We start from the raw sequence: 20,504 nt of genomic DNA, 5'->3' as shown, positions 1-20,504 counted from the left end.
TTCAGCGCAGCGCGAACATCATCGCCACGTGTGCCCCGGTGCCGCCCAGCACGAACAGATGCCAGATTTCGTGGAAGCCGAAGATGCCGGGGCGCGGGTTCCACCGCTTGGTGCCGTAGACCACCGCTCCGATGCTGTACATGACCCCGCCCACCGTCAACCAGAAGAGGGCCGCGCCGCTGAGACGGTGCGAGAGTTGCGGCAGGAACGCCACGGCGGTCCAGCCCATGATGACGTAGAGCAGTGTGCTGACCCAGCGGGGCAGGCGCATGGTGAGCAGCTTGAGCAGAATGCCCGAGAGCGCCACGCCCCAGATGACCCACAGCACCACGCTCTGCCACACGCCGCTGAGGCCGAAGTACGCCACCGGGGTATAGCTGCCCGCGATCAGCAGAAAAATGGCGCTGTGGTCGAGCTTGCGCAGCCGCAGCAGGGCGCGCTCGCCCACCCGGAACGAGTGGTAGGACGCCGAGGCGGTGTATAGAAACAGCATGCTCAGGCCGAAGACCACGAACGGCCAGACGCTCAGGTGCTGGGCCAGTGCGTACCACAACATACCTGCCAGCGCGACCACCGCAAACACCGCGCCCGCCCAGTGGGTGAGGCTGTTCCACGGCTCACGCAGTGAATGGTAGACGGCCTTCAACATCGTCTTCATGACCATAGTATACGCCTTTTTCAGTCTTAATGACAATTTGTCAGATGAGAAGAGATGAACATGTCGGAGTCTTAGGTCACGTCGTCTCACTGTGAGAAACTTCCCAAGGGCGTCTGGGCGCGGGTTCGTTTCCTGATTCACTCATCCGCAAGGCACCCGTCACCTTTATGATCTGAAGGAGATGAAGCTTACTTTTTTGCTGGGCGTGGGCTGCGCCTGGGCACTGCTGGCCAGTTCGGTCTCAGCGGCCTACACGGTCCAGCCCGGCGACACCCTCTATCAGATCGCCCGCAGCGCTGGCGTGGACTCTCAAGTGCTGCTCAAGCTCAACGGCCTGAGCAGCCCGACCCTGAGAGTGGGCCAGCAGTTGCAGCTTCCGGCAGCGGGCCGGGCCACGCTGGTGGGCCAGCCCAAACTGGCCACGAAACTGGCAACGGGGGCAGCCCGCGCCGCTGCGCCCGGCGTACCCACGGTGTCGCGCTCTGGCCCGGTCGGCGGCCCACTTGCCTGGAAGACCGAGCCTGCCGCGACGGTGGCGAGCTTCGTGGGCTGGTCGCCGGTCATCAACGTGGCCTCGTTCGGCGACGCCCTGCCGCTGCGAACCTACCTGCGGGGGCTGGCCTTCGATTTCCAGACCTTTAATAACTGCGGTCCCAGCGCGCTCTCGGCGGTGCTGGGCTTTTACAAGGTGAGCCTTGGTCAGAACGTCATTCAGCAGACCACCCGCCAGGGCGACGGCTACATGCAGGTGAGTGCCATTGCCCTGGAACTCGCCAAGTTCGGCCTCCGCACCCGCACCATTCGCGGCGGCCAGCTCGTGCAGGTCAAAAAGCTGCTGGCGCTGGGCATTCCGGTGATCGTCTTGCAGTGGTTTGACCGCCCCGGTCACATCAACCACTTCCGGGTGGTGCGCGGCTACGATGACCAGGCAGGCGTCATGTGGGTGAGTGACAGCATGGTGGGGCCGGTGTCATATCTCAGCTACCGCGACTTCGACGCCCTCTGGAATACCCAGGGCCGCCAGATGTTTCCGGTGTACCCGGCAGCTTACGAGGCGCAGGTCAAGACGTTTCTGTAACCTCTGAATGTCGCAGGGGCTGAGGAAACCGCAAGGTCTCAGCCCCTGCGCCTCACAGTCTTGTACTGATTGCGCTTAATTTCAGTACACCCCGCAAAAAGCGCGGGATGCACGTCCACAACGCAGAACCAGTACCTTGTCCTATCTCCCGTTGGTCGGGTTAGATCGTGTTCAGCGTCTGTGTGCTGGACGCGATCTCATCGGAATCTGTATTACTTGCTGTAGTTCGGTGCTTCCTGCGTGATTGTCACGCCGTGTGGATGGCTCTCGATCAGCGAGGCCGAGCTGATCCGCACGAATTGGGCCTCACGGCGCAGGGTGTCGAGGTCGGGTGCGCCGCAGTAGCCCATGCTGCTTCTCAGGCCGCCGACGAACTGATACACCACCTCGCCCGCCGTGCCCCGGTAGGCCACGATGCCCTCAATGCCCTCGGGAACGAACTTCTTGCTGCCTTTCTCCTGAAAGTAGCGGTCCGAACTTCCCTGGTCCATCGCGCCCAGGCTGCCCATGCCCCGGTAGCTCTTGTAGCGTCGCCCGTCGCGCAGCACGACCTCGCCGGGGGCTTCGTCGGTGCCCGCCAGCATGCTGCCCATCATCACGGCGCTGGCCCCGGCCGCAATCGCCTTGGCCGCGTCGCCGGTCTGCTTGATGCCGCCGTCGGCAATAATCGGAATGCCCGCTTCACGGGCGGCCTCGGACGCCTCGAAGATGGCGGTGATCTGCGGCACGCCGACGCCGGTGACGACGCGGGTGGTGCAGATGCTCCCCGGTCCGATCCCGGCCTTGACCGCGTCTGCCCCGGCGTCGATCAGGGCCTGGGTGCCTTCCCGCGTGGCGATATTGCCCGCGATCACGTCCACGTCAAAGCGGGTCTTGACCTGTTCAAGCGCGCTGAGAATGCCCTGCGAGTGGCCGTGGGCACTGTCGAGCACCAGCACGTCGGCTCCAGCCTGCACCAGCGCGGCGGCCCGGTCCATCAGGTCGCTGCTGACCCCGATGGCGGCGGCGACCCGCAGCCTGCCCAGATCGTCCTTGGCGGCGTTCGGGTACTTCACTGTCTTCTCGATGTCCTTGATGGTGATCAGGCCGCGCAGGTACTCGCCTTCCGTCACCAGCAGCTTCTCGATACGGTTGCGCTTGAACAGTTCACGGGCCTCTTCCAGATCGGTGCCCACCGCCACCGTCACCAGATTCTCGCGGGTCATCACGTTGCCGATGGGCTGCTCTAAGTCGTCGATGAAGCGCATGTCGCGGTTGGTGATGATGCCCAGCAGCTTGCCCTCGGCGTCGGTGATCGGCACGCCGCTGATCTTGTACTCGGCCATCATCCGGTCGGCCTCGCGCACGCTGGCAGTGGGCGGCAGCGTAATCGGGTCGACGATCATGCCGCTCTCGCTGCGCTTGACCTTGCGGACCATCTCGGCCTGCGCGTCGATGCCCATATTCTTGTGAATGACCCCGATGCCGCCCTCGCGGGCCATTGCTATGGCCATCGCGGTTTCGGTCACGGTGTCCATCGCCGCCGATACGAAGGGAATATTGAGCCGCACCCGGCGGGTCAGCTGGGCCTGCACATTCACGTCTCTCGGCAGCACCAGCGAGTGCCGGGGCAGCAGCAGCACGTCGTCGAAGGTGATGCCCTCGCGGCCAAACTTGTAAGCGAAGCGGTCTTCCATCGAATGAGCTTACACCCTGGCAGGGCGCTCAAGCGTGACGCCTCTTGCGCCCCTGAGGGGGCCGTGCTAGGCTCTCTTTCGCCTGAGCTGGACTGGGTGAAGATGGGGCCATAGCTCAGCTGGGAGAGCGCGTCGTTCGCAATGACGAGGTCAGCAGTTCGATCCTGCTTGGCTCCACCATCAAAAAGCAACCAAGAGTAAGTCCATATCAGGGCTTCCTCATAACAAGCGCCGACGGCCTAAAACCCAGTCGGCGCTTTTGTTATTTTTAAATTCCTCACTTCCTGTGCGCGGCGTACCATCTCCTGAACGGCTGTATTCGATCCTCGTTCAGCGCGTCTTCGTCACTTTGCTCAGCAGCGGCGGGGCGTCGGGATTGAGGCCTTTGTGCAGCGCCAGATGCCCAGCGAACAGGTAAAAGGCCAGAGCGCTGGCCACCGGATCGGTGAGGGCGTGGCCGGTCTGGGGAGTGATGAGGCTGCTGGCGGGAGCCGGGCCGATGGTTCGCAGGTCGGCTCCGCTGATGACCAGATCGCGGTATGCCTGCTCAGTGGCGCTCCGGGCCGCGTCGGCGGACGCGAAGCCCAGTAGGGGCAGTCCCTCGGCCAGCAGGCGCTTGGGGCCGTGACTGAACTCGGCGGCGCTGTAGGCCTCGGCGTGAATGCCGCAGGTCTCCTTGAGCTTCAGGGCCGCTTCCTGCGCCACCCCGAAGTGCAGGCCGCGTGCCAGCACCAGCAGGTTCTCGGCAAAGCGGTAGCGCTCGGCCAGATCGGAGGCGCTGCTTTCCAGTTCCAGGGTCTGCGTCAGCTTGTCGGGCAGCCCGGTCAATGCGTCTTGCAATGCCTGATCGTCAGTCAGTGCCGCGATCACCGGCAGAAAGGCCGTCAAGCTGGCGAGGTAACTCTTGGTGGCGGCCACCGCCCGCTCCTCGCCGCAGCGCAGCGGCAAGGTGAATTCGGCAGCGCGGGCCAGATCGCTGTCCTCTACGTTCACCAGCGCCACGGTGATGGCCCCGCCCTCACGGGCCATCTGAACGTTCTCCACCACGTCCGGGCTGGCCCCCGACTGCGATACGGCAATCACCAGCGCCCCACGCAAGTCGAGGCGCGCTCCGTAAAGGGTATGCACGCTCGGCCCCAGCGAGGCGACGGGCAGGGCCAGTTGTGTTTCCAGGGCGTATTTCAGCACGGTGCAGGCGTGGTCGCTGCTGCCGCGCGCCACCGTCACCGCGTAGGGCGGGCGGCGCTCGCGCAGGGCGGTGGCCAGGCGGGTCACAGCTTCAGCGTTCTCGCGCTGCTGGCGCTCAAGCACCTGCGGCGTCTGCCGGGCTTCCTGGAGCATCAGGGGGTCGAAAAGGTCCGGAGTATTCATCTGGGTCATGTCATTCCTCGGCTGAAATCTGGGGAGAACGAATTGAACGTCACATCAGCGCAGCTCAGATCTGCTTCCCGCCCACGTACACCGCTTCCACTTCAAATTGCTCGCTGAGCACCACCAGGTCGGCCCGCAGGCCCACGTCCAGGCGGCCCCGGTCCGTCAGTCCCAGCGACTCGGCGGGCGCGGCGCTGAGCATCCGGCTCACGTCGGGGAGGCCCAGGCCCGCTGCCAGCGCGTTTCTGAGCGCCACGTCGAGCGTCAGCACACTGCCCGCGATGCTGCGCCCATCGGCCAGCACGGCCTTGCCGTCCTTGACGATGACTTTTTGCCCCCCGAGTTCGCTCTCGCCGTCACCGAGTCCGGCGGCGCGCATGGCGTCGGTGATCAGCACCACCCGCCCAGCGGCAGCCAGATGGGCCAGCAGAAAACTGATTTCGTGAACGTGAACGCCGTCCAGAATGATTTCCAGCCAGGTGTGGGGATCGGTGATCAGCGCCCCGGCAGGCCCGGGAACGCGGCCCTCGATGCCGCCCATCGCGTTGTAGAGGTGGGTGGCCGCCGTTCGCCCGCCCGCCGCCTGCACCGCTTTCAGAAACTCGCGGACTGTCTCGGCGTCGGCGGTGGTGTGGCCCACGCCCACCCTCACGCCCGCGCGGGCAAAGTCCAGCCCGGCCTGGGCGGCTCCCGGCACTTCCGGCGCGAGGGTCACGGCCTTGATGACCCCGCTGGCCAGCGCCTGCGCCACCAGGCCAGGGGTGGGGGAGAGGGTCAGCGGCGGCTGCGCGCCCAGCTTGTGGGGGCTGATGAAGGGGCCTTCCAGGTGAGCGCCGATGATGTCGGCCCCGCCCGGTACGCCGACTTCCACCACCTCGCGTACCGCGTCCAGCGCCGCCAGTACCCGCGCCCAGGGGTTGGTGATGGTGGTGGGCAGCAGGGTGGTGGTGCCGTGCCGGGCGTGAAAGCGGGCCAGCGTAGCAATCCCCGCCGCGCCGTCCATGGTGTCGCCGCCGTTTCCACCGTGAACGTGGGTGTCGATGAAGCCGGACAGCAGGTAGCGGACGGGCGTGCCTTCCTGATGGGGCTGTTCGGTCAGGACCTGCTCGATGGTCGCTCCGAAGCTCAAGCGCCCTGCCTGGAGTCCGCCGGGCAGCACCAGCATGCCGCTGAGGTCGGTCATGCAGACCCAAGAATGCTGAAACGAATGGAGGGGAGTGGAGCGGCAGGGAGCAGCGTGCAGATCATGGAACCTCCGGGCGGCGAGCGCGCATCACGCCAGCCTCCAGCCTACGGTCTGAAAATTATTTTTGTCAACCTGAATGCGTTGAGAGAAATTTTTAAGGATTGTCTGACCGTAACTACTCAGCAGCAAAAACTAGGCATAATGATTTCACTGCGAAACACGCTGACGAGGCCATGCCAGACGTTCAATCCCTGCTTGTGGAGCGTCGAGATGTCACTCCGGATACGGGCGAAGTGCTGGCCGCCCTCCTTGGATCGGAAGCCCCCAGAGACCTTGCGTTTAACGCACCACGGCCTGATGTCCCGTTCGGCCTGATTGTTGTCAAAAGGCACACCTTCGTCGTGGAGGAAGCGCAGCACCGCCTCGCGGTGCTGCTGGCACCTCAGGGCCAGGTTGCGGCCTGGTGTCTGTTTCGTTCGGCCTCGTCTCCCAGGGACCGGAGGTGCTGGAGGATTGGCCTTCAGTCCAGCGTCCAGCAGGGCATCGAACTGCTGTTCGAAGGCGATCACGAGGTCGGGAGTGATCGTCCCATCCTTCTGCTGGTGGTACACCAGGCGCAGCGCGTCTCGCAGCTCTCCCGCCCATACTTGAGCGTGATGCTCGGCGAGGCCACGCAGTTCGCGCAGCAGGTGTGCCCCGCAGAGTGCGTGTTTCGCGGAGAGCTTGAAAGACGTGCTCCAGGCGTCGTGCATCAGGATGCCCTTGAACTGCGGCAGGACATTCATGGCTTCCAGCGCGGCGAAGCCCCGCTGGGAATGCTGGCCATCCAGGGTGAGCTGCGCGCAGCTCACGACATGCATCCACTGCAGCTTGCCGTTGACCTTGCTGCCGGTCTCATCGGCGTGCAGGACGGGTTGATTGAGCAGCGCGGCTTTGAGCTGTGTCTCGAAGTCGATGAGGCGGTCAGCAGCCAATTGGAGGTTCAGGACAATGGTGCCTTCACTGGGATGCGCTCCACACAACGCTTCGAGGATCTCCGTGGTGCGTTCCAGCGGTATGAAGTGTGCCGCATTCAGGGAGACCGCCAGCCCATGAACCCGAGACCCGTACTGAACCCGGCCGGGAACGTCGTCAGGGAAGGATGCGTGCTGGCGGTGCCGACACCCTGGGCAGACCTTGACGTCCGCGCGGTACTCGGTCACCTGCAAACGCAGCTCTGGCAGGTCCATGACCTGCCGTGCTACGTGCCCTTGGGCACTGACGCTCTCCCACGCGTGTCCACAGGCGCAATATCCGGTCAACGGTAAGGAGACGACCTCATCCACGTGCTCCGCCATCTTGAGGGTCTTACCGACATGACCACGTTGAGCGCCAGAAGACCGGCCGGTCTTCTGGCGCTCACTCTTGGGTACCCACGGCTTGTTTTTGCTCGGTGGTTGACTGGACGTCGTGCTGTCCTGTGCCAACCGGGCCTCGAGGTCCCGGAGCCGTCCGAGCAACTGAGCCACCTGCGCTTCGAGTTCACGAATCCGGGCCTCAAGGCGCTCACAGTTGGGACAGGGAACTTCGCAGATGTCCAACTGTAGCAAGGAGACTGAGCTACCTCGCTGAGTAGTTACCTGGACTCATCCTGAAATTGAGCTTTTCTAAAGTCGGGCTTTGAAGTCGGCACTATCTGCCGCCCCTAAGCTGCCCGCCCATGACCCCGCCGATCACATCGCCGCTGTCTGCGGCCGCCCGCGCTGCACTGACTGTTCCTGCTCCGACTGGGCCGCAGACGCCTTCACCTTTGCAGCGCCTGGCCTGGCACCAGCAGTTCGGCTACAATCCGTCCTCACTGGGGGCGCTGGGGGCGGAGGTGTTCACGGCGAGCGGCATCGAGGGTGGGCTGGGCTACCATTCAGCAGGCCGGGCCTGGATCGGGACCGGCGACCCGTTGTGTGATCCCAATGATCAGGCGGCGCTGCTCGCGGCGTTCGTGGTGGGTGCGCGGCGAGCGGGCAAGTTGCCGCTGCTGCTGCCAGTCACGGCCCGGCTGGCCGCCGCCGCGCCGCCCAGCTTGAGGGCGGTGACGCTGGGGGCCACGCCGTACCTCGACCTTCAACGCTGGTCCCCGGCGGGTAACCGGGGCAAGATGCTGCGCGGCAACCTCGGCAAGGCGCGGCGGCTGGGCGTCAGCTGCCAGCGGGCCGCCCCGACGCCCGTCTTCCAGGCCGAATGTACGGCGCTCATGCAGAGCTGGCAGGCCCAGCGGCGGGCCGGAGCCGTGCTGGGCTGGGTCTTCGACCTCGACCCGTTTGCCTGGGCGGCAGACAAACGCTATTTCCTGGCGCGCGACCAGACCGGACAGGCCGCTGCTTTCCTGGCGGCCAGTCCACTTCCGGCCCGCGGCGGCTGGTATCTGGAAGACATCATTCGCCGCCCCGACGCCCCGGACGGCACGGCAGCGGCGCTGGTGGCCCACGCGCTGAGCGAGTTGCGCGGTGAGGAAGGCGCGCAGCTCGCCACCCTGGGGGCTGTGCCGCTGTGCCTGCCGCGCCGCAGCGACGTCGGTGTCCAGGTATCCAGATCGCTCGAAGCACTGCTCTACGCCGCCCGTCCGCTGCTCTCGCACTGGTACAACTTCGACGGCCTGCGCCAGTTCAAAAACCAGTTTGCGCCGACGTTCTGGGAAAACGAATACCTGCTGTTGCCAGGTCGCCGCTCCCTGCCCGGTGCGGCGCTGGGGCTGCTGAGGGCCACGCTGCCGGGCGGCTTACGAAGTCTGCGGATGCCCTGACCCTTGGGCGGCCTTCAGATTGCCCCCACCGTCACGTTGGTCAGATCGAATTCCGGTTTCGGAAACTGCGGGTTCATGTCGCTGAGGGTGTCGAGCAGGAGTTGAGAGATGACGCGGTTGCGATACCACTTGTGGTCTGCCGGAATGACGTACCAGGGTGCAGCGTCGGTGCTGGTGGCGCTCAGGGCAGCCTCGTAGGCACGGGTATACTCGTCCCACTTGCCGCGCTCCTTGAGATCGGCGGGGTTGAATTTCCAGTTCTTCTCGGGGTTGTCCAGGCGGTCTTGCAGACGCGAGCGCTGTTCCTCGGCGCTGATGTGCAGGTACAGCTTGAGGATGCGGGTGCCCCGGCTGGCCAGCAGCGTCTCGAAGTTGCGGATGTATCCGAAGCGCCGTTCGGCTTCCTGGTCGTCGATGATGTTGTGAACCCGCGTTACCAGCACGTCCTCGTAGTGCGAGCGGTTGAATACGGCGATCATGCCCGCTGCGGGCGTGTGAGGGTGAATGCGCCACAGAAAGTCGTGCTTGAGGTCTTCCTCGTTCGGCACCTTGAAGTTGGTCACGATGATGCCCTGAGGATTGACCGGCTCGAAGACATGCTTGACAGTGCCGTCCTTGCCGCCTGCGTCGCGTGCCTGCAACACCACCAGCAGACTCTGTTGACTCTCGGCGTAGAGCCGGTCTTGAAGTTCGGTCAGCTTGGCACCGATCTCGGCAGTCTCGCGCTCTGCCCTGTCCCGTTCAAGCTTGCCAGTGTCGTCCGTCGAAATGCCGCTGAGCTTGAACTTCTTGCTCACCCGGTAGTCTGAGAGATTCATCTGCTGATGTTAGCGGCGCAGGGCAGGGCGGCGAGGCAAATTCCAAGGAAAAGCAAAAGCTCCGGCCCGCCACTGAGGGCTGGTGCCGGAGCCGGAGAGGTCTGGGGATCAGAGCTGACTGAGCAACGCCTCGACGCGGGCCTTGAGGTCGCCCCTGGCCTGCGGCTGGCCGAGCTGATGCAGGCCGCCGTGATAGGCGTCGGGGTCGCCAAACAGGTGAGAGAGCAGCTCGAACTCGCGCTGGCTGCGCAGGCTGGCGTCGTCACGGAACATGTTGACGTAGCGCTCCTGAAATTCCCAGTCGGGAAGCTGGCCGCCCACATAGGCCTGCATCAACTGCTTGTAGGGCGCGACATTGCCCTCGCCTGCCACCGCGCCTGACATCTGGGCCGCGTCCTGGCGCACCGGCACGTCAGCCTCGAACACCGGGCCGAGCTGCTCGGGCGTGATGTCCCAGTTGTTGACTTCGAAGGTGGGCTGGCCGTCCTTGAAGATGATGAACTGCGGCGACTGGTGCTGCAAACCGCTCAGCTCGGTCACATGGTTGCTGGCCGGACGCCAGTCCACCACCCGGATAAAGCCCACCGGCAGGTCATGCTTGGCCAGGAAGGTTTCCAGTACGCCGAAGCCCTGCATGGTCTTGTGGCAGGTTCCGGCCTTGAAGACGGCGGCCTGGGGGTACTCGGCCAGGAAGCCGTCCACTTCCTCGGGGGTGGTCAGCGGCACCAGCACCTGGGCTGGCTTGGCGTTCGGGTTGTGATCAGTCTGGGTCATGGTTGGATTGTACTCCCTGCTTTACTTTGCAAAGTAAGATGGTCACACACTGGACGCCCGGCGTGCACTGGGGGTTCAGGCCTGCGCCCGCACTTCCGGCGTGTCGAGCGTGGCAATTTCGCCGGGGGTGATCTGGTAGTGCTCGTTGCACCAGTGACACACGACCTCCTGCCCGCCGTCCTCCATCATGCTCTGGCGCTCCTGCATGCCGAAATAGGTCAGTGAGGCCACCGCCCGCTCGCGTGAGCAGCGGCACTGGAACTGGGCGGCCTGGGCCTGCGGGGCCACCACGAAGTCGAGTCCCTGGGTCGCCCGCTCCATGACTTCCAGCAGCGAAGCGCTGCGGAGGTTGTCGGTGAAGCTCCCCATTGTTTTGATGTTGGCTTCCAGCGCTGCCAGGGTCTCGTCGCTGACGCCGGGCATGGCCTGCACGATCAATCCGCCCGCCCGCGCGACCCGCCCGCCTTCCTCGTAGACGCCGAGCTGCACCGCGCTGGGAATCTGCTCGCTGGACGCCAGGTAGTAGGCCACGTCCTCGGCCAGCTCACCGCTGACGAGTTCCACGCTGCCGGTCCAGGGTTCGGCGTTGTCGAGGAGCCGGGTCACGGCCAGTTCGCCGGTCTTGCCGATCAAACCGCTCACGTCGAGCTTGCCGTCCGAGACGCGCAGCGGCAGATCGGCGTCCGGCTCGCGCACGTAGCCGCGCACCCAACCCTCGGCGCTGCCCTCGGCCACCAGCCAGCCCAGCGGCCCGTCACCCTGCACCCGCAGGTTGACCCGGCTGTCCACCTTCTTGCCGAGAATGATCGCCAGCAGCGCAGCGGCGCTCAGCGCCCGGCCCAGCGCGGCGGTGGCAGTCTTGCTGAGCTGGTGGCGCACGCGGGCTTCCTCGACGATCTGCGTGGCGTCGATGGCCACCACCCGTAAGGTGTTGCCCGCCGCTGTGCCGCGCAGGATGTAGGAGGCTGAAGTCTGTGAATCTTGCATTACAAAATCTTATATAAGCAGACTCAGATTTAAAGTGGGAATGATTGGAATTGAGAGGGATAGGTGGGGCGTGGGATTTGGTCTAGCAGAAGGCGTTCCAGCGCTCCGCGCACCCCCTATTTTTGCGAGGTGATGAAACTCAGGTTGCGGTCCTGCTGCGCCCGGTCCAGGCCGTAGCCGTACACGAAGGCGTCGGGGATGGTGAAGCCCAGGTAATCCACCGGCACCTCCACCTTGCGTCGCGAGGGCTTGCTCAGCAGTGAGGCGACCTTGAGGCTGGCCGGGCCGCGCTCGGAGAGGTAGCGCAGGATGTAGTTCATGGTGATGCCGGTGTCGATGATGTCCTCGACCAGCAGCACGTGGCGGCCCGAGAGCGGGAAGCTGAGATCCTTGACCAACTTGACCTCGCCACTGGTCTGCTTGGCGTCGCCGTAGCTGCTGGTCTGCATGAAGTCGATGGTCAGCGGAATATCGAGCGAGCGCACCAGATCGGCGTGAAAGAGAAACGCGCCGTTGAGCAGGCAGATCAGGTGCGGGTTGAGGCCCACGTAATCCTGACGGATCTGGTTGGCCAGCTCATGGACGCGGGCCATCAGTTGCGCTTCGCTGATCTGCACCGGGCCGTCACTGGGACGCAGTTGTTTTTGCTGGAACACGGTCATGAACATCAGCCTAACAGATGACTGCCATAATCTGGTCAGAAAACACCACCGAAATGTCCCTCCTGCGGCGCTTTGCGGCCCTATACTGGCCCGCATGACGCCCGCCCCGTTTTCGGCCCCGGTTGAGTTGCCCTTGCCCAGAACCTACAGCGCTCCCGGCGTCCTGGGCCGCATCGTGGCCGAACGAACCCAGGACTACGCCGGGGCCGACTTCGAGCTGGGCAAGGCCCGCCCGCGTGCCCGGCGCTTTCACGCGGCGCTGGCCCGGCCCGGCCTGCAACTGATCGCCGAAGTCAAGCGTGCCAGCCCCAGCCAGGGAGCAATCGCGCCGCTCGACCCGGCCCAGGCGGCCCGGAGCTACGTGTGCGGCGGCGCGGCTTGCCTGAGCGTGCTGACTGAGCCGAGGCACTTCGGCGGCTCACCCGAAGCCCTGCACGCGGTGGTCGCCGCCGTGACGGTGCCGGTGCTGCGAAAGGATTTCGTCGTTCACCCGAAGATGCTTCAGGAGGCCGCCGACTGGGGTGCGGGCGCGGCGCTCCTGATGGTCAGCGTGCTGGGTGAGGACGTGGGCGCGTACCTCAAGCTGGCCCACTATTTCGGCCTGGACGCGCTGGTGGAAGTTCACGACGAGGCTGAGCTGGACATTGCTTTGGCGGCGGGCGCGGAGATCATCGGCGTCAACAACCGCGACCTCACCACGCTGGCGATCAGCCTGACCAACAGCCCGCGCCTGATCGCCCACGCTCGCGCCGCCGGGTATGAGGGCCTCCTGGTGGCCGAGAGCGGCTACCGTACGCGGGACGACATTGCCAGCATCCGCGAGGTGGCCGACGCCGTGCTGGTGGGCAGCAGTCTGGCGGGCAGCGGCGATCTGGAGCGCGCGGCGCGGGAACTGCTGGCCTGAGCAGGAGGGCGGCTGAATCTTCGAATCAGTCAGGCCGATTGACGCCTGCTGCCCCCGGCCCTACAGTCCAGCCATGACCAACCCAGTACCTCCAGCTGCCGGTGTCCTCTCCAAGTTTCGCCTGGACGGCAAAACCGCCGTCGTCACCGGAGCCACGCGGGGCATAGGCCGCGCTCTGGCCCGCGCCCTGGCTGAAGCGGGGGCCAACATCGTCATCGTGGGGCGCGACGAGCAGGCCGCCCGCGATGTGGAGGCTGAGTTGGGTGAACTCGGCAGCCAGACGCTTTTTGTCAAAGCCGAGATCACCGAGCGTCTTGAAGTGGAACAGGTGCTGGCGGCCACGCTGGAGCGCTTTGGGCGCGTGGACATTCTCGTCAACAATGCCGGGACCTGCGTTCACCGCCCAGCCCTGGACGTGACCGACGAGGAGTGGCGGCAGGTCATGAGCGTCAACGTGGACGCGCTGTGGATCGCCTCGCAGGTCTTCGGGCGGCAGATGGTAGCGCAGGGCGGCGGCAACATCGTCAACATCGGCTCGATCTCGGCGCAGATCGTCAACCGCCCGCAGTGGCAGCCCGGCTACAATGCGTCCAAGGCCGCCGTGCATCAGCTCACCAAGAGCCTGGCCGCCGAGTGGGCCCCCCACAACGTGCGGGTCAATGCGCTGGCCCCCGGCTACGTCAAGACCGATATGGCCCCGGTGGATGACCCCCAGTTCAAGCAGCGCTGGATCGACGACGCGCCGCAGCAGCGCGCTGCCCTGCCGGAAGAGCTGGGGCCAGCCGTGGTGTTTCTGGCGAGTGACGCCTCCTCATTTATGACCGGCTCGGTGCTGGTGCTGGACGGAGGCTACACGCTGTTCTGAGGGCTGGCCCGCGCTGCCGCTCCGAAGCTCTAAACTGCCCCCCATGTCTTCCGATTTTCCCACCGCCTCCGACCTCGCCGCCGCTGTGCAGGGCGGCCAAGACCCCCGGCAAGCTGTCCAGACTGCCCGTGCCCGTGCCGAGGCCGATCCGTTCAATGCCCTGATCAGCGTGCTGAGCGCCGAGCAGATAGAGGCCCAGGCCGCCGAGGTATCGCGCCGCCTGGCCGCTGGTGAAACCCTGCCGCTGGCAGGCGTGCCCAGCGTTATCAAGGACAACCTGAATCTGATCGGCACCGCCACCACCTGCGGCAGCCGGATGCTGGCCCATTATGTCAGCCCCTACACCGCCAGCGCTGTGCTGAAGTTGCAGCGGGCCGGGGCGATCATCGTGGGCAAGGCCAACATGGACGAGTTTGCGATGGGGTCGAGCACCGAAACTGGCGCGTTCGGGGCCACCCTCAACCCCTGGGACGCCTCCCGCGTGCCGGGCGGCACCTCCGGCGGCAGCGCGGCGGCGGTGGTGTCCGGCATGGTGCCGCTCTCGCTCGGCTCGGATACCGGCGGCTCGGTGCGCCAGCCCGCCGGATTCACCGGGGTCTACGGGTTCAAGCCGACGTATGGGCGTGTCAGCCGCTCCGGTCTGGTGTCGCACGCCAGCAGCCTCGACCAGATCGGGCCGTTCGCGACCTCGGCCCGCGATCTGGCGCTCATTCTGGACGCCATCAGTGGGCACGACCCGCACGACGCCACCAGTCTGGACGCTGCACCCAACTTTGTGGCGTCGCTGGGCCACGACCTCAAGGGCCTGCGGGTGGGCGTCATCAGCGAGTCGCTGGGCGGCAACACGGCGGGCGTGGAGGCGGCTTTGAACACCATGCTGGACGCCCTCAAAGAACTGGGCGCGAGCGTCGGCGAGATCAGCCTGCCCACCCTCCAGCACGCCGTCGCCGCCTACTACCTGATCTCCACGCCGGAAGCCAGCAGCAACCTGGCCCGCTACGACGGCATGGTGTACGGCACGCGGGTAGACGCCTCAGACGTGAACACTTCCATGAGCTCGGCACGGGGGCAGAATTTTGGACGCGAGGTCAAGCGCCGTATCCTGATCGGCACCTACGCCCTGTCGAGCGGCTACTACGACGCCTATTACAGCAAGGCCATGAAGGTGCGCCGCCTGATCGCCGACGACTTCAACCGGGCCTTCGGGCAGTTCGACATCCTGGTAACCCCCACCAGCCCCTTTCCGGCCTTCAAACGCGGCGAGAAAGTCAGCGATCCGGTGGCCATGTACGCCGCCGACGTGGACACGGTGGGGGTCAGTCTGGCGGGGCTGCCTGCGCTGAGTGTACCCGCAGGCTTCGAGACGGTAAACGGCGTGCGCCTGCCGGTGGGGATTCAACTGATCGCTCCAGCCCTAAGCGACGAACAACTGCTGACGGTGGCCGACGCCCTGGAGCGCAGCGGAGCGGTGAAGGTGGAGCTGTCACCACGCTAAGCTTGCCTGAATGCCTCCTCACCTGCCCAGTCCTGCCGAACTCGCCGAATTCAGCCTGGCCACCCAGCACCCCCTGACCCTCCAGTGGCTGGACGATCAAACGCGCCTGAAGCGCTTTGTGAGGATTCATGGGTTCGACCTTCAACTCGCCGCCGACCTTGAACTGGCCGGGCAGCGGGCCGGGTTTTTCAAGGTGGGGCAGGACGCGCAGGCGTTTCTGAACCGCTGGGCGAGCGTGCCGCCCGACCTTCACGCCATGCTGAGCATCCGTTTTCAAGGACTGGACGTGACCAGACCCTTCGTGGACGCCTCGCTGCTCAGCCGCCCGCTGACCGAGCTGGATCTGCCCGCACTGGCGGAAGTCGCCCGCGAGGTCTACGGTGCATTCAGGCCGCTTTATCTGCGGCTGTGGAGCGCCGCGCCCGACGGGCACTTCCCCGAAACCCAGCCCGACAAGCGCTTTCTGGCCGCGCCGATCTCAGAGTTGATCGGGGCCAATGTGCCGCCAGAACTCAGCACCCAGCCCACCCAGGACCTCAGTCACTACGCCGAGGCGCAGGCCGCTTACGAAGCTGTGAACGCCGGGCACCCCGCGCACACTGAGCAGGCGGCTTTGGAGAGCAGGGAGGACTTGCAGGAGAGTCTCGAGGCCGGAACGCTCTTTGACGTGCTGGTGCGGGGCGAATGGGCCGGATACGTTGCGACCACCGAAACCTTTGAGGCCGATACGCTGGGCCTGAACGCCTACGTCGTGCAGGAGCTCATTCTCTCGCCGCACTTTCGGGGGCGCGGTTACGGCGCGGCGCTCAGCACCCTGCTGGCCCGCTCGCTTCCCGATCAAAGCCGCGTGCTGATCGGCACCATTCACGCCGAGAACCGGGGCGCGATCACGGCGGCTCTGCTGGCCGGGCGGGTAGATGTGGGAGGCTGGGTTCAGGTGGGATTGTAAGGCCACTGAGCCGCATCTTTTATCATTCCCCCAGCGCTGTCAGCACGCTTTGCGGCACTTCGAGCGGAATCAGGTGGCCGCTGCCTTTGATCGGCTGACCCTGCGTCCCCGCCAGCTTCGCCAGTACCTCGTCGCGGATGACCTCTGGGCCAATAGCCGGGTCGTCTTCCGAGAAGAGCACCGTGACCGGCACAGCCAGGGTGCCCAACTCACCGCCGATGTCCTCGCGGCTGCCCACGTCGGTCCAGGCTTCCCAGGCGTCGCGGCTGGCCCGCAGGCCGTCGCTGACGAGTTGGTACAAATCCTGCTCAGGCAGCGGCTGACGGCTGATATGGCGGTACTGCTTTTCCAGCGCCACCGGGTCTCCCCAGGCGGCGCGGAGCTGCGCCCGGTCCTCGTCGCCCATCGGCTCGGGGCCGGCCGGCGAGGGCGCGATCAGCAGCAACTCGGCCACCAGTGCCGGGTGGCGGGCGGCCAGCAGTAGCGCCACCTTGCCGCCCATCGAATGCGCCGCCAGCCGGTACGGCCCACTGCCCGAGGCCCGCAGCACGCCTGCCAGATGCTCGGCCATGTCGCCCGTCATTTGCCCGTCCCGGCCCAGCGCGGCGGCGTTCCCGAAGCCCAGTAGATCGGGGGTGAGTACCTCAGTGGGGGAGGCCAACCGCTCACGTACCCGCCGCCACAGTCGCCCGGAGGTGCCGAAACCGTGGATCAGTGCCAGTGGCAGGGCAGGTGTCGGCCCGCTCACGCGCTGAGGTCGCCAATGAGGGCGTCGGCGGAGCGCAGGCTCAGCGCCATCTGGGTCAGGCCGGGATTGACGCTCAGCGAACTGGGAAAGGTGGAGTTGTCGCAGATCCACAGGCCCGGCTCGTCGTGAACCCGCCCAAACGGATCGGTGACGCTGCTGGCCGGGTCGCTGCCCATCCGGGCGGTGCCGAGGGTATGGGCCGCGCGCGGCAGCGCCCAGACCTCGCGCGCCCCGATCTTGGCCCACAGCTCGCGCATCAGGGCCTCGGCGTGGGCGGTCATGCGTCGCTCGTTGTCGCCAAAACTGAAGTGGACGCGCGGCTTGGGCAGCCCACGGGCGTCCAGCTCGTCTGAGAGTTCCAGGAAGTTGCGCTCATATGGCAGGCACTCGCCCAGCACGTTGATTCCGGCGACGTGGTTGTACTGGCTCAGGTGCTCGGTCAGGGCCGCGCCCCACACCCCGCCGCCGCGCGCGTACTGGGTGGCGTAGGTCACCGGCATGACGCCCAGCGACTGGAGCAGGTAGCCGCCCACCAGCCCCGGTACCCGGTGGGTATCCTCGCTGATCAGGCCGCCGGGAATGCCCTTGTAGGGACGTAGATCGTCGTCGACCAGGCCCCAGACCTGCACGCCCACGTGGGCCATGAAGTTGCGCCCCACCTGCCCGCTGCCCCTTGCCATATCGCTGAGCATCAGTAACCGGGGTGTCTCGATGGCCCCGGCGGCCAGCACGACCCGCCTGGCCCGCACGCTCAGGGTCTGGTCACCCCGCTGGTACTGCGCTCCGACCACCCGGCCTCCCTCGCGGATCAGGGCGGTGACCTGCACGCCGCTGACGATGACGGCCCCGCGCGCCTCGGCCAGCGCCAGGTAAGTCACGTCGAGGCTGGCCTTGGCCCCCGTCGAGCAGCCCGCCTGACAAAAGCCCCGGTTGGAGCAGGCGGGGCGCAGGCCGTAACCTTCCTGTTCTTGCGGACGGCTCAGCGCGGCGTTGGCCGCCGGGGAGGTCCGCAGGCCCAGTTCCTGGCAGGCGCGTTCCATCAGCCGCGCCGCGCCGCCCAGTGGCAGCGCCGGGTGCGGGTACGGTTGACTCCGGGGCGGTCCCCACGGATAGTCCGCCGGGCCGGAGACGCCCAGGAATGCTTCCACCTCGTCGTAGTACGGCACGAGGTCGCCGTAGTCCAGCGGCCAGTCCACGCCCTGCCCGAACTCCTGAAAGAGCCGGAAGTCGTCGGGCTGGGCACGCGGTGTGTAGGCGGTGTAGTGCAGCGTCGAGCCGCCCACTCCACGCCCGGAGTTGTTGCGCCCGAAGGCCAGCGGGTCGTTGCCTGCCGAGAGTCGCTCGTCCATCCAGAAAAGGCTGGCCTGGGCCACCTCGTCGGTGGGCATCTCGGCAGGCTTGTGGCGCACTCCGGCTTCGAGTGCAGCCACCCGCAGCCCTGACGAGGCCAGCCGCGCCAGCAGCGGCGCGCCGCCCGCTCCGGTGCCGATCACCAGCACGTCGAGGTCTGTGAGCGCCGCCTTCATCTCACTTTCCATAACGGACCTCGCGCGCTTCCAGTTCGTTCGGCCCGACCCTGGGCCAGCCGGGCGCGTCCATAAAACCCGCGTAGCCGAAGCGGTACTGGGTCAGCGGGTGGGCCATGAAGCCCTCGGTCAGCTCGGCCAGCAGGTCCTCGAAGGCGTGCGGGTGGCGGCGTTGAACGTCGTGCAGGGCGGCGTCCTGATCTTCTGAAGCCAGTGTTTTGAAGTCATCGGGCAGGGCTGCCAGCAGTTCCCGGTAGGCCTGCCCGTCGGGCGGGGTGTCGGCGAAGCGCCAGCCATCGGTTTGCCCAAGCTGAAGGCGGTGGTCGATCAGCCCGCTGAGGTCCAGCTCCGCCGGGTCATGTGGCACCAGCCGGACTGCCGCTGCGCACAGGCGCTCGAACTCGGCCTCAGTGAAGTACTGGCGCTCATAGCGGGCATCCAACCGGGCCAGCAGCGCGGCGCGGGTGGGGGCCGTCACCGCCGGGGAGGCCAGCGCGGCCAGAACCTTGGCGCGTTCGTCAGCGCTCACAGTGCGCCGCCGGAGGGGTTATGGGGTTCATCTCTGAGCCTTGAAGACCCGCGACTTCAGTCGTGGGAGGAAAAGACTCTGCCCAAAAGGGGCAATTATGGCTAAGGCATCTTGTTCTTTTATGCTCATATAAGGTAAGCTCCTTTTGTGAAGATCATGCTGAGCGCGAAACTGAAATTGCGGCACACCCCAGAGCAGAAGGCCGCTCTGGACGCCGTGGCGTTGGCGTACCGCGATGGCCTGAACTTCGCGTCCCAGACCGCCTTTGATCTGGGGAAAACCACCTCTGTTCCCAAACTCCATAAGGAAACGTACAGCGTCCTGCGGCAACGCTTTGGACTGGGGGCACAACTCGCCTGCACTGCCGAGCGCCAAGTCACCGCCGCGTACAAAACGCAGTGGACGAAGGCCAAGCAGAATCAGAAGGCTCGCGAAAAGGGCTTTACCAAGCGACGCTACAAAGGACTGGATGACCCCATGAAGTTTGTCAGCCGCACGCTGGAATACCAGCATGGGCGCGACTACTCGTGGAAGAAGGATGGCAAAGTCAGTGTTGGCACGCTTGATGGACGCCTGCAACTTGAGTTTGACGGCTACCAGAAGCACCTTGACTACATCGCGCAGGGTGCGGAAACCGGCGCGGCCAAACTCTATTACCGGAAGTCGAAAAAACAGTATTACTTGATCGTCGCTCTGATCATTGAGCTTCCTGACCCCGTTCCCGCTGACCATAAAACGGTTGTCGGAGTGGACGTGGGGCAGCGGTATCACTTCGTCGCCACCGACATGAACGGGCAGAGCCTGTTCGAGAAGGGGGCGGCAGTCTGTCAGAAAAAAGACCAGTTCGCTCGTGCAAGAAAATCCCTCCAGCGCAAAGGCACCCGTTCCGCGACTCGCCGTTTGGTGAGCTTGTTGGGACGGGAAAGACGGTTCGTCGCTGATCGCAACCATGTTCTGAGCAAGATGCTGTTGACCCGCTTCCCAGACTCGATCTTCGGTCTGGAAGACTTGACCAACATCCGTGAACGCACCGAAGGACGGAGTAACCCAAGCGCCAGCAAGAAGGCGAAGCGGGCCAAACGTCGCCGTAGTCAGTGGTCGTTCGCGGAGTTGCAGTTCAACCTGGCCTACAAAGCTCCGCTGTTTGGGAGTTTGGCGGTCAAGGTGGATGCCAATTACACCAGCCAAGCATGTCCCAGGTGCGGCCATACCTCTAAGGGGAATAGGCCTAACGCTGGGTTGATGTTTGACTGTGAAGTGTGTGGTCATAAGGGTCACTCAGATCGGGTTGCGAGTGTAAATATTGCTTTACGAACGTTGCTTGTCCGGCAAGACTGGATGAGCATGGGTGCCTTATCGATGCGCCCTGATGTGTCGGATGTTGAAGTCAAAGCCGCTCGCTTATCCAAGTACGCGGAACTGCGATGGAATCCAGACCCAAATGCGTGACTTCCGTCATGAGTCATTGATTCTTTTCAATCTGCCAAACCCTGCCCCGC

General features: G+C 65.2%; 19 protein-coding genes and 1 tRNA gene. 8 read left to right on the top strand and 12 right to left on the bottom strand.

What is annotated here, in order from left to right; translation table 11 throughout:
- Position 1: 1 nt before the first annotated feature.
- Entirely contained in the window at positions 2-658 is a 657-nt protein-coding gene (gene trhA / locus N0D28_RS12350) for a PAQR family membrane homeostasis protein TrhA (protein ID WP_376777626.1), read from the bottom strand.
- Between the two features lie 181 nt (positions 659-839).
- Here trhA and N0D28_RS12345 point away from each other — a divergent pair, with 181 nt between their 5' ends.
- Complete coding sequence (locus tag N0D28_RS12345) at positions 840-1,736, top strand: LysM peptidoglycan-binding domain-containing protein (protein ID WP_260559806.1); 897 nt, start codon at positions 840-842, stop codon at positions 1,734-1,736.
- A 212-nt stretch (positions 1,737-1,948) separates the two neighbouring features.
- On the opposite strand, the gene guaB is transcribed toward N0D28_RS12345, so the two are convergent.
- Complete coding sequence (gene guaB / locus N0D28_RS12340) at positions 1,949-3,412, bottom strand: IMP dehydrogenase (protein ID WP_260559805.1); 1,464 nt, start codon at positions 3,410-3,412, stop codon at positions 1,949-1,951.
- A 104-nt stretch (positions 3,413-3,516) separates the two neighbouring features.
- Here guaB and N0D28_RS12335 point away from each other — a divergent pair.
- Positions 3,517-3,592, top strand: a tRNA-Ala gene (locus N0D28_RS12335).
- A gap of 150 nt (positions 3,593-3,742) precedes the next feature.
- On the opposite strand, the gene N0D28_RS12330 is transcribed toward N0D28_RS12335, so the two are convergent.
- The 3 genes from N0D28_RS12330 to tnpC all read right to left on the bottom strand — a co-directional run bounded on the left by N0D28_RS12330 (position 3,743) and on the right by tnpC (position 7,498).
- Entirely contained in the window at positions 3,743-4,792 is a 1,050-nt protein-coding gene (locus N0D28_RS12330; protein ID WP_376777625.1) for an SIS domain-containing protein, read from the bottom strand.
- Between the two features lie 55 nt (positions 4,793-4,847).
- On the bottom strand, positions 4,848-5,966 hold the full coding sequence (gene nagA / locus N0D28_RS12325; protein WP_260559804.1) for an N-acetylglucosamine-6-phosphate deacetylase: 1,119 nt from the start codon (positions 5,964-5,966) through the stop codon (positions 4,848-4,850).
- A gap of 182 nt (positions 5,967-6,148) precedes the next feature.
- Positions 6,149-7,498, bottom strand: coding sequence for an IS66 family transposase (tnpC, locus tag N0D28_RS12320; protein ID WP_260561897.1), 1,350 nt, complete (start codon positions 7,496-7,498; stop codon positions 6,149-6,151).
- Between the two features lie 170 nt (positions 7,499-7,668).
- Between tnpC and N0D28_RS12315 the strand changes: the two genes are divergently transcribed.
- Positions 7,669-8,748 carry a phosphatidylglycerol lysyltransferase domain-containing protein gene (locus N0D28_RS12315; protein WP_260559803.1) on the top strand — a complete coding sequence of 360 codons (1,080 nt, stop codon included), beginning with the start codon at positions 7,669-7,671 and terminating at the stop codon, positions 8,746-8,748.
- 14 nt (positions 8,749-8,762) lie between these two features.
- On the opposite strand, the gene N0D28_RS12310 is transcribed toward N0D28_RS12315, so the two are convergent.
- From N0D28_RS12310 to hpt, 4 genes are all read right to left on the bottom strand, one after another.
- Entirely contained in the window at positions 8,763-9,566 is an 804-nt protein-coding gene (locus N0D28_RS12310; protein WP_260559802.1) for a polyphosphate kinase 2 family protein, read from the bottom strand.
- A 108-nt stretch (positions 9,567-9,674) separates the two neighbouring features.
- Positions 9,675-10,340, bottom strand: coding sequence for a monothiol bacilliredoxin AbxC (abxC, locus tag N0D28_RS12305; protein WP_260559801.1), 666 nt, complete (start codon positions 10,338-10,340; stop codon positions 9,675-9,677).
- Positions 10,341-10,415: 75 nt separating this feature from the next.
- The gene (hslO, locus tag N0D28_RS12300) at positions 10,416-11,327 is read right to left on the bottom strand and encodes an Hsp33 family molecular chaperone HslO (RefSeq protein WP_260559800.1); all 912 of its coding nucleotides are present in this window, start codon (positions 11,325-11,327) and stop codon (positions 10,416-10,418) included.
- Positions 11,328-11,443: 116 nt separating this feature from the next.
- Positions 11,444-11,989, bottom strand: coding sequence for a hypoxanthine phosphoribosyltransferase (gene hpt, locus N0D28_RS12295; protein WP_260559799.1), 546 nt, complete (start codon positions 11,987-11,989; stop codon positions 11,444-11,446).
- A gap of 94 nt (positions 11,990-12,083) precedes the next feature.
- Here hpt and trpC point away from each other — a divergent pair, with 94 nt between their 5' ends.
- From trpC to N0D28_RS12275, 4 genes are all read left to right on the top strand, one after another.
- Positions 12,084-12,893: an indole-3-glycerol phosphate synthase TrpC gene (trpC, locus tag N0D28_RS12290; protein ID WP_260559798.1), complete on the top strand. Its 810-nt coding sequence runs from the start codon at positions 12,084-12,086 to the stop codon at positions 12,891-12,893.
- 73 nt (positions 12,894-12,966) lie between these two features.
- On the top strand, positions 12,967-13,758 hold the full coding sequence (locus N0D28_RS12285; RefSeq protein WP_260559797.1) for an SDR family NAD(P)-dependent oxidoreductase: 792 nt from the start codon (positions 12,967-12,969) through the stop codon (positions 13,756-13,758).
- 43 nt (positions 13,759-13,801) lie between these two features.
- On the top strand, positions 13,802-15,253 hold the full coding sequence (gatA, locus tag N0D28_RS12280; RefSeq protein WP_260559796.1) for an Asp-tRNA(Asn)/Glu-tRNA(Gln) amidotransferase subunit GatA: 1,452 nt from the start codon (positions 13,802-13,804) through the stop codon (positions 15,251-15,253).
- A 10-nt stretch (positions 15,254-15,263) separates the two neighbouring features.
- Positions 15,264-16,202 carry a GNAT family N-acetyltransferase gene (locus N0D28_RS12275; RefSeq protein ID WP_260559795.1) on the top strand — a complete coding sequence of 313 codons (939 nt, stop codon included), beginning with the start codon at positions 15,264-15,266 and terminating at the stop codon, positions 16,200-16,202.
- Positions 16,203-16,224: 22 nt separating this feature from the next.
- Here the strand turns inward: N0D28_RS12275 and N0D28_RS12270 are convergent, their stop codons facing one another.
- Genes N0D28_RS12270 through N0D28_RS12260 form a run of 3 tightly spaced genes read right to left on the bottom strand, consistent with a single transcriptional unit; the run spans position 16,225 to position 19,005 of the window.
- A complete protein-coding gene (locus N0D28_RS12270; RefSeq protein WP_260559794.1) occupies positions 16,225-16,950 on the bottom strand; it encodes an alpha/beta fold hydrolase in 726 nt (241 codons plus the stop codon).
- Complete coding sequence (locus N0D28_RS12265) at positions 16,947-18,488, bottom strand: GMC family oxidoreductase (protein ID WP_260559793.1); 1,542 nt, start codon at positions 18,486-18,488, stop codon at positions 16,947-16,949. The genes N0D28_RS12270 and N0D28_RS12265 overlap by 4 nt, the downstream gene beginning before the upstream one ends.
- Positions 18,478-19,005, bottom strand: a complete 528-nt coding sequence (locus tag N0D28_RS12260) for a hypothetical protein (protein WP_260559792.1) — start codon at positions 19,003-19,005, stop codon at positions 18,478-18,480. Before N0D28_RS12260 ends, N0D28_RS12265 begins: the two co-directional genes overlap by 11 nt.
- 156 nt (positions 19,006-19,161) lie before the next feature.
- On the opposite strand from N0D28_RS12260, the gene N0D28_RS12255 reads away from it, so the two are divergent.
- On the top strand, positions 19,162-20,454 hold the full coding sequence (locus tag N0D28_RS12255; RefSeq protein ID WP_260561896.1) for an RNA-guided endonuclease InsQ/TnpB family protein: 1,293 nt from the start codon (positions 19,162-19,164) through the stop codon (positions 20,452-20,454).
- Positions 20,455-20,504 lie beyond the last annotated feature (50 nt).

This window comes from Deinococcus rubellus, assembly GCF_025244745.1.
Classification (GTDB): Bacteria; Deinococcota; Deinococci; order Deinococcales; family Deinococcaceae; genus Deinococcus; species Deinococcus rubellus.
This window is presented reverse-complemented; position numbering and strand designations above follow the sequence as displayed.

Bases quoted from the DNA above. Each gene is read 5' to 3' on its own strand.
- N0D28_RS12315 (WP_260559803.1), top strand. From the start codon at position 7,669: ATGACCCCGCCGATCACATCGCCGCTGTCTGCGGCCGCCCGCGCTGCA.
- N0D28_RS12345 (WP_260559806.1), top strand. From the start codon at position 840: ATGAAGCTTACTTTTTTGCTGGGCGTGGGCTGCGCCTGGGCACTGCTG.
- guaB (WP_260559805.1), bottom strand. From the start codon at position 3,412: ATGGAAGACCGCTTCGCTTACAAGTTTGGCCGCGAGGGCATCACCTTC.
- trpC (WP_260559798.1), top strand. From the start codon at position 12,084: ATGACGCCCGCCCCGTTTTCGGCCCCGGTTGAGTTGCCCTTGCCCAGA.
- N0D28_RS12275 (WP_260559795.1), top strand. From the start codon at position 15,264: ATGCCTCCTCACCTGCCCAGTCCTGCCGAACTCGCCGAATTCAGCCTG.
- trhA (WP_376777626.1), bottom strand. From the start codon at position 658: ATGAAGACGATGTTGAAGGCCGTCTACCATTCACTGCGTGAGCCGTGG.
- nagA (WP_260559804.1), bottom strand. From the start codon at position 5,966: ATGACCGACCTCAGCGGCATGCTGGTGCTGCCCGGCGGACTCCAGGCA.
- N0D28_RS12330 (WP_376777625.1), bottom strand. From the start codon at position 4,792: ATGACCCAGATGAATACTCCGGACCTTTTCGACCCCCTGATGCTCCAG.
- hslO (WP_260559800.1), bottom strand. From the start codon at position 11,327: ATGCAAGATTCACAGACTTCAGCCTCCTACATCCTGCGCGGCACAGCG.
- hpt (WP_260559799.1), bottom strand. From the start codon at position 11,989: ATGACCGTGTTCCAGCAAAAACAACTGCGTCCCAGTGACGGCCCGGTG.
- N0D28_RS12285 (WP_260559797.1), top strand. From the start codon at position 12,967: ATGACCAACCCAGTACCTCCAGCTGCCGGTGTCCTCTCCAAGTTTCGC.
- N0D28_RS12310 (WP_260559802.1), bottom strand. From the start codon at position 9,566: ATGAATCTCTCAGACTACCGGGTGAGCAAGAAGTTCAAGCTCAGCGGC.
- abxC (WP_260559801.1), bottom strand. From the start codon at position 10,340: ATGACCCAGACTGATCACAACCCGAACGCCAAGCCAGCCCAGGTGCTG.
- N0D28_RS12265 (WP_260559793.1), bottom strand. From the start codon at position 18,488: ATGGAAAGTGAGATGAAGGCGGCGCTCACAGACCTCGACGTGCTGGTG.
- gatA (WP_260559796.1), top strand. From the start codon at position 13,802: ATGTCTTCCGATTTTCCCACCGCCTCCGACCTCGCCGCCGCTGTGCAG.
- N0D28_RS12255 (WP_260561896.1), top strand. From the start codon at position 19,162: ATGCTGAGCGCGAAACTGAAATTGCGGCACACCCCAGAGCAGAAGGCC.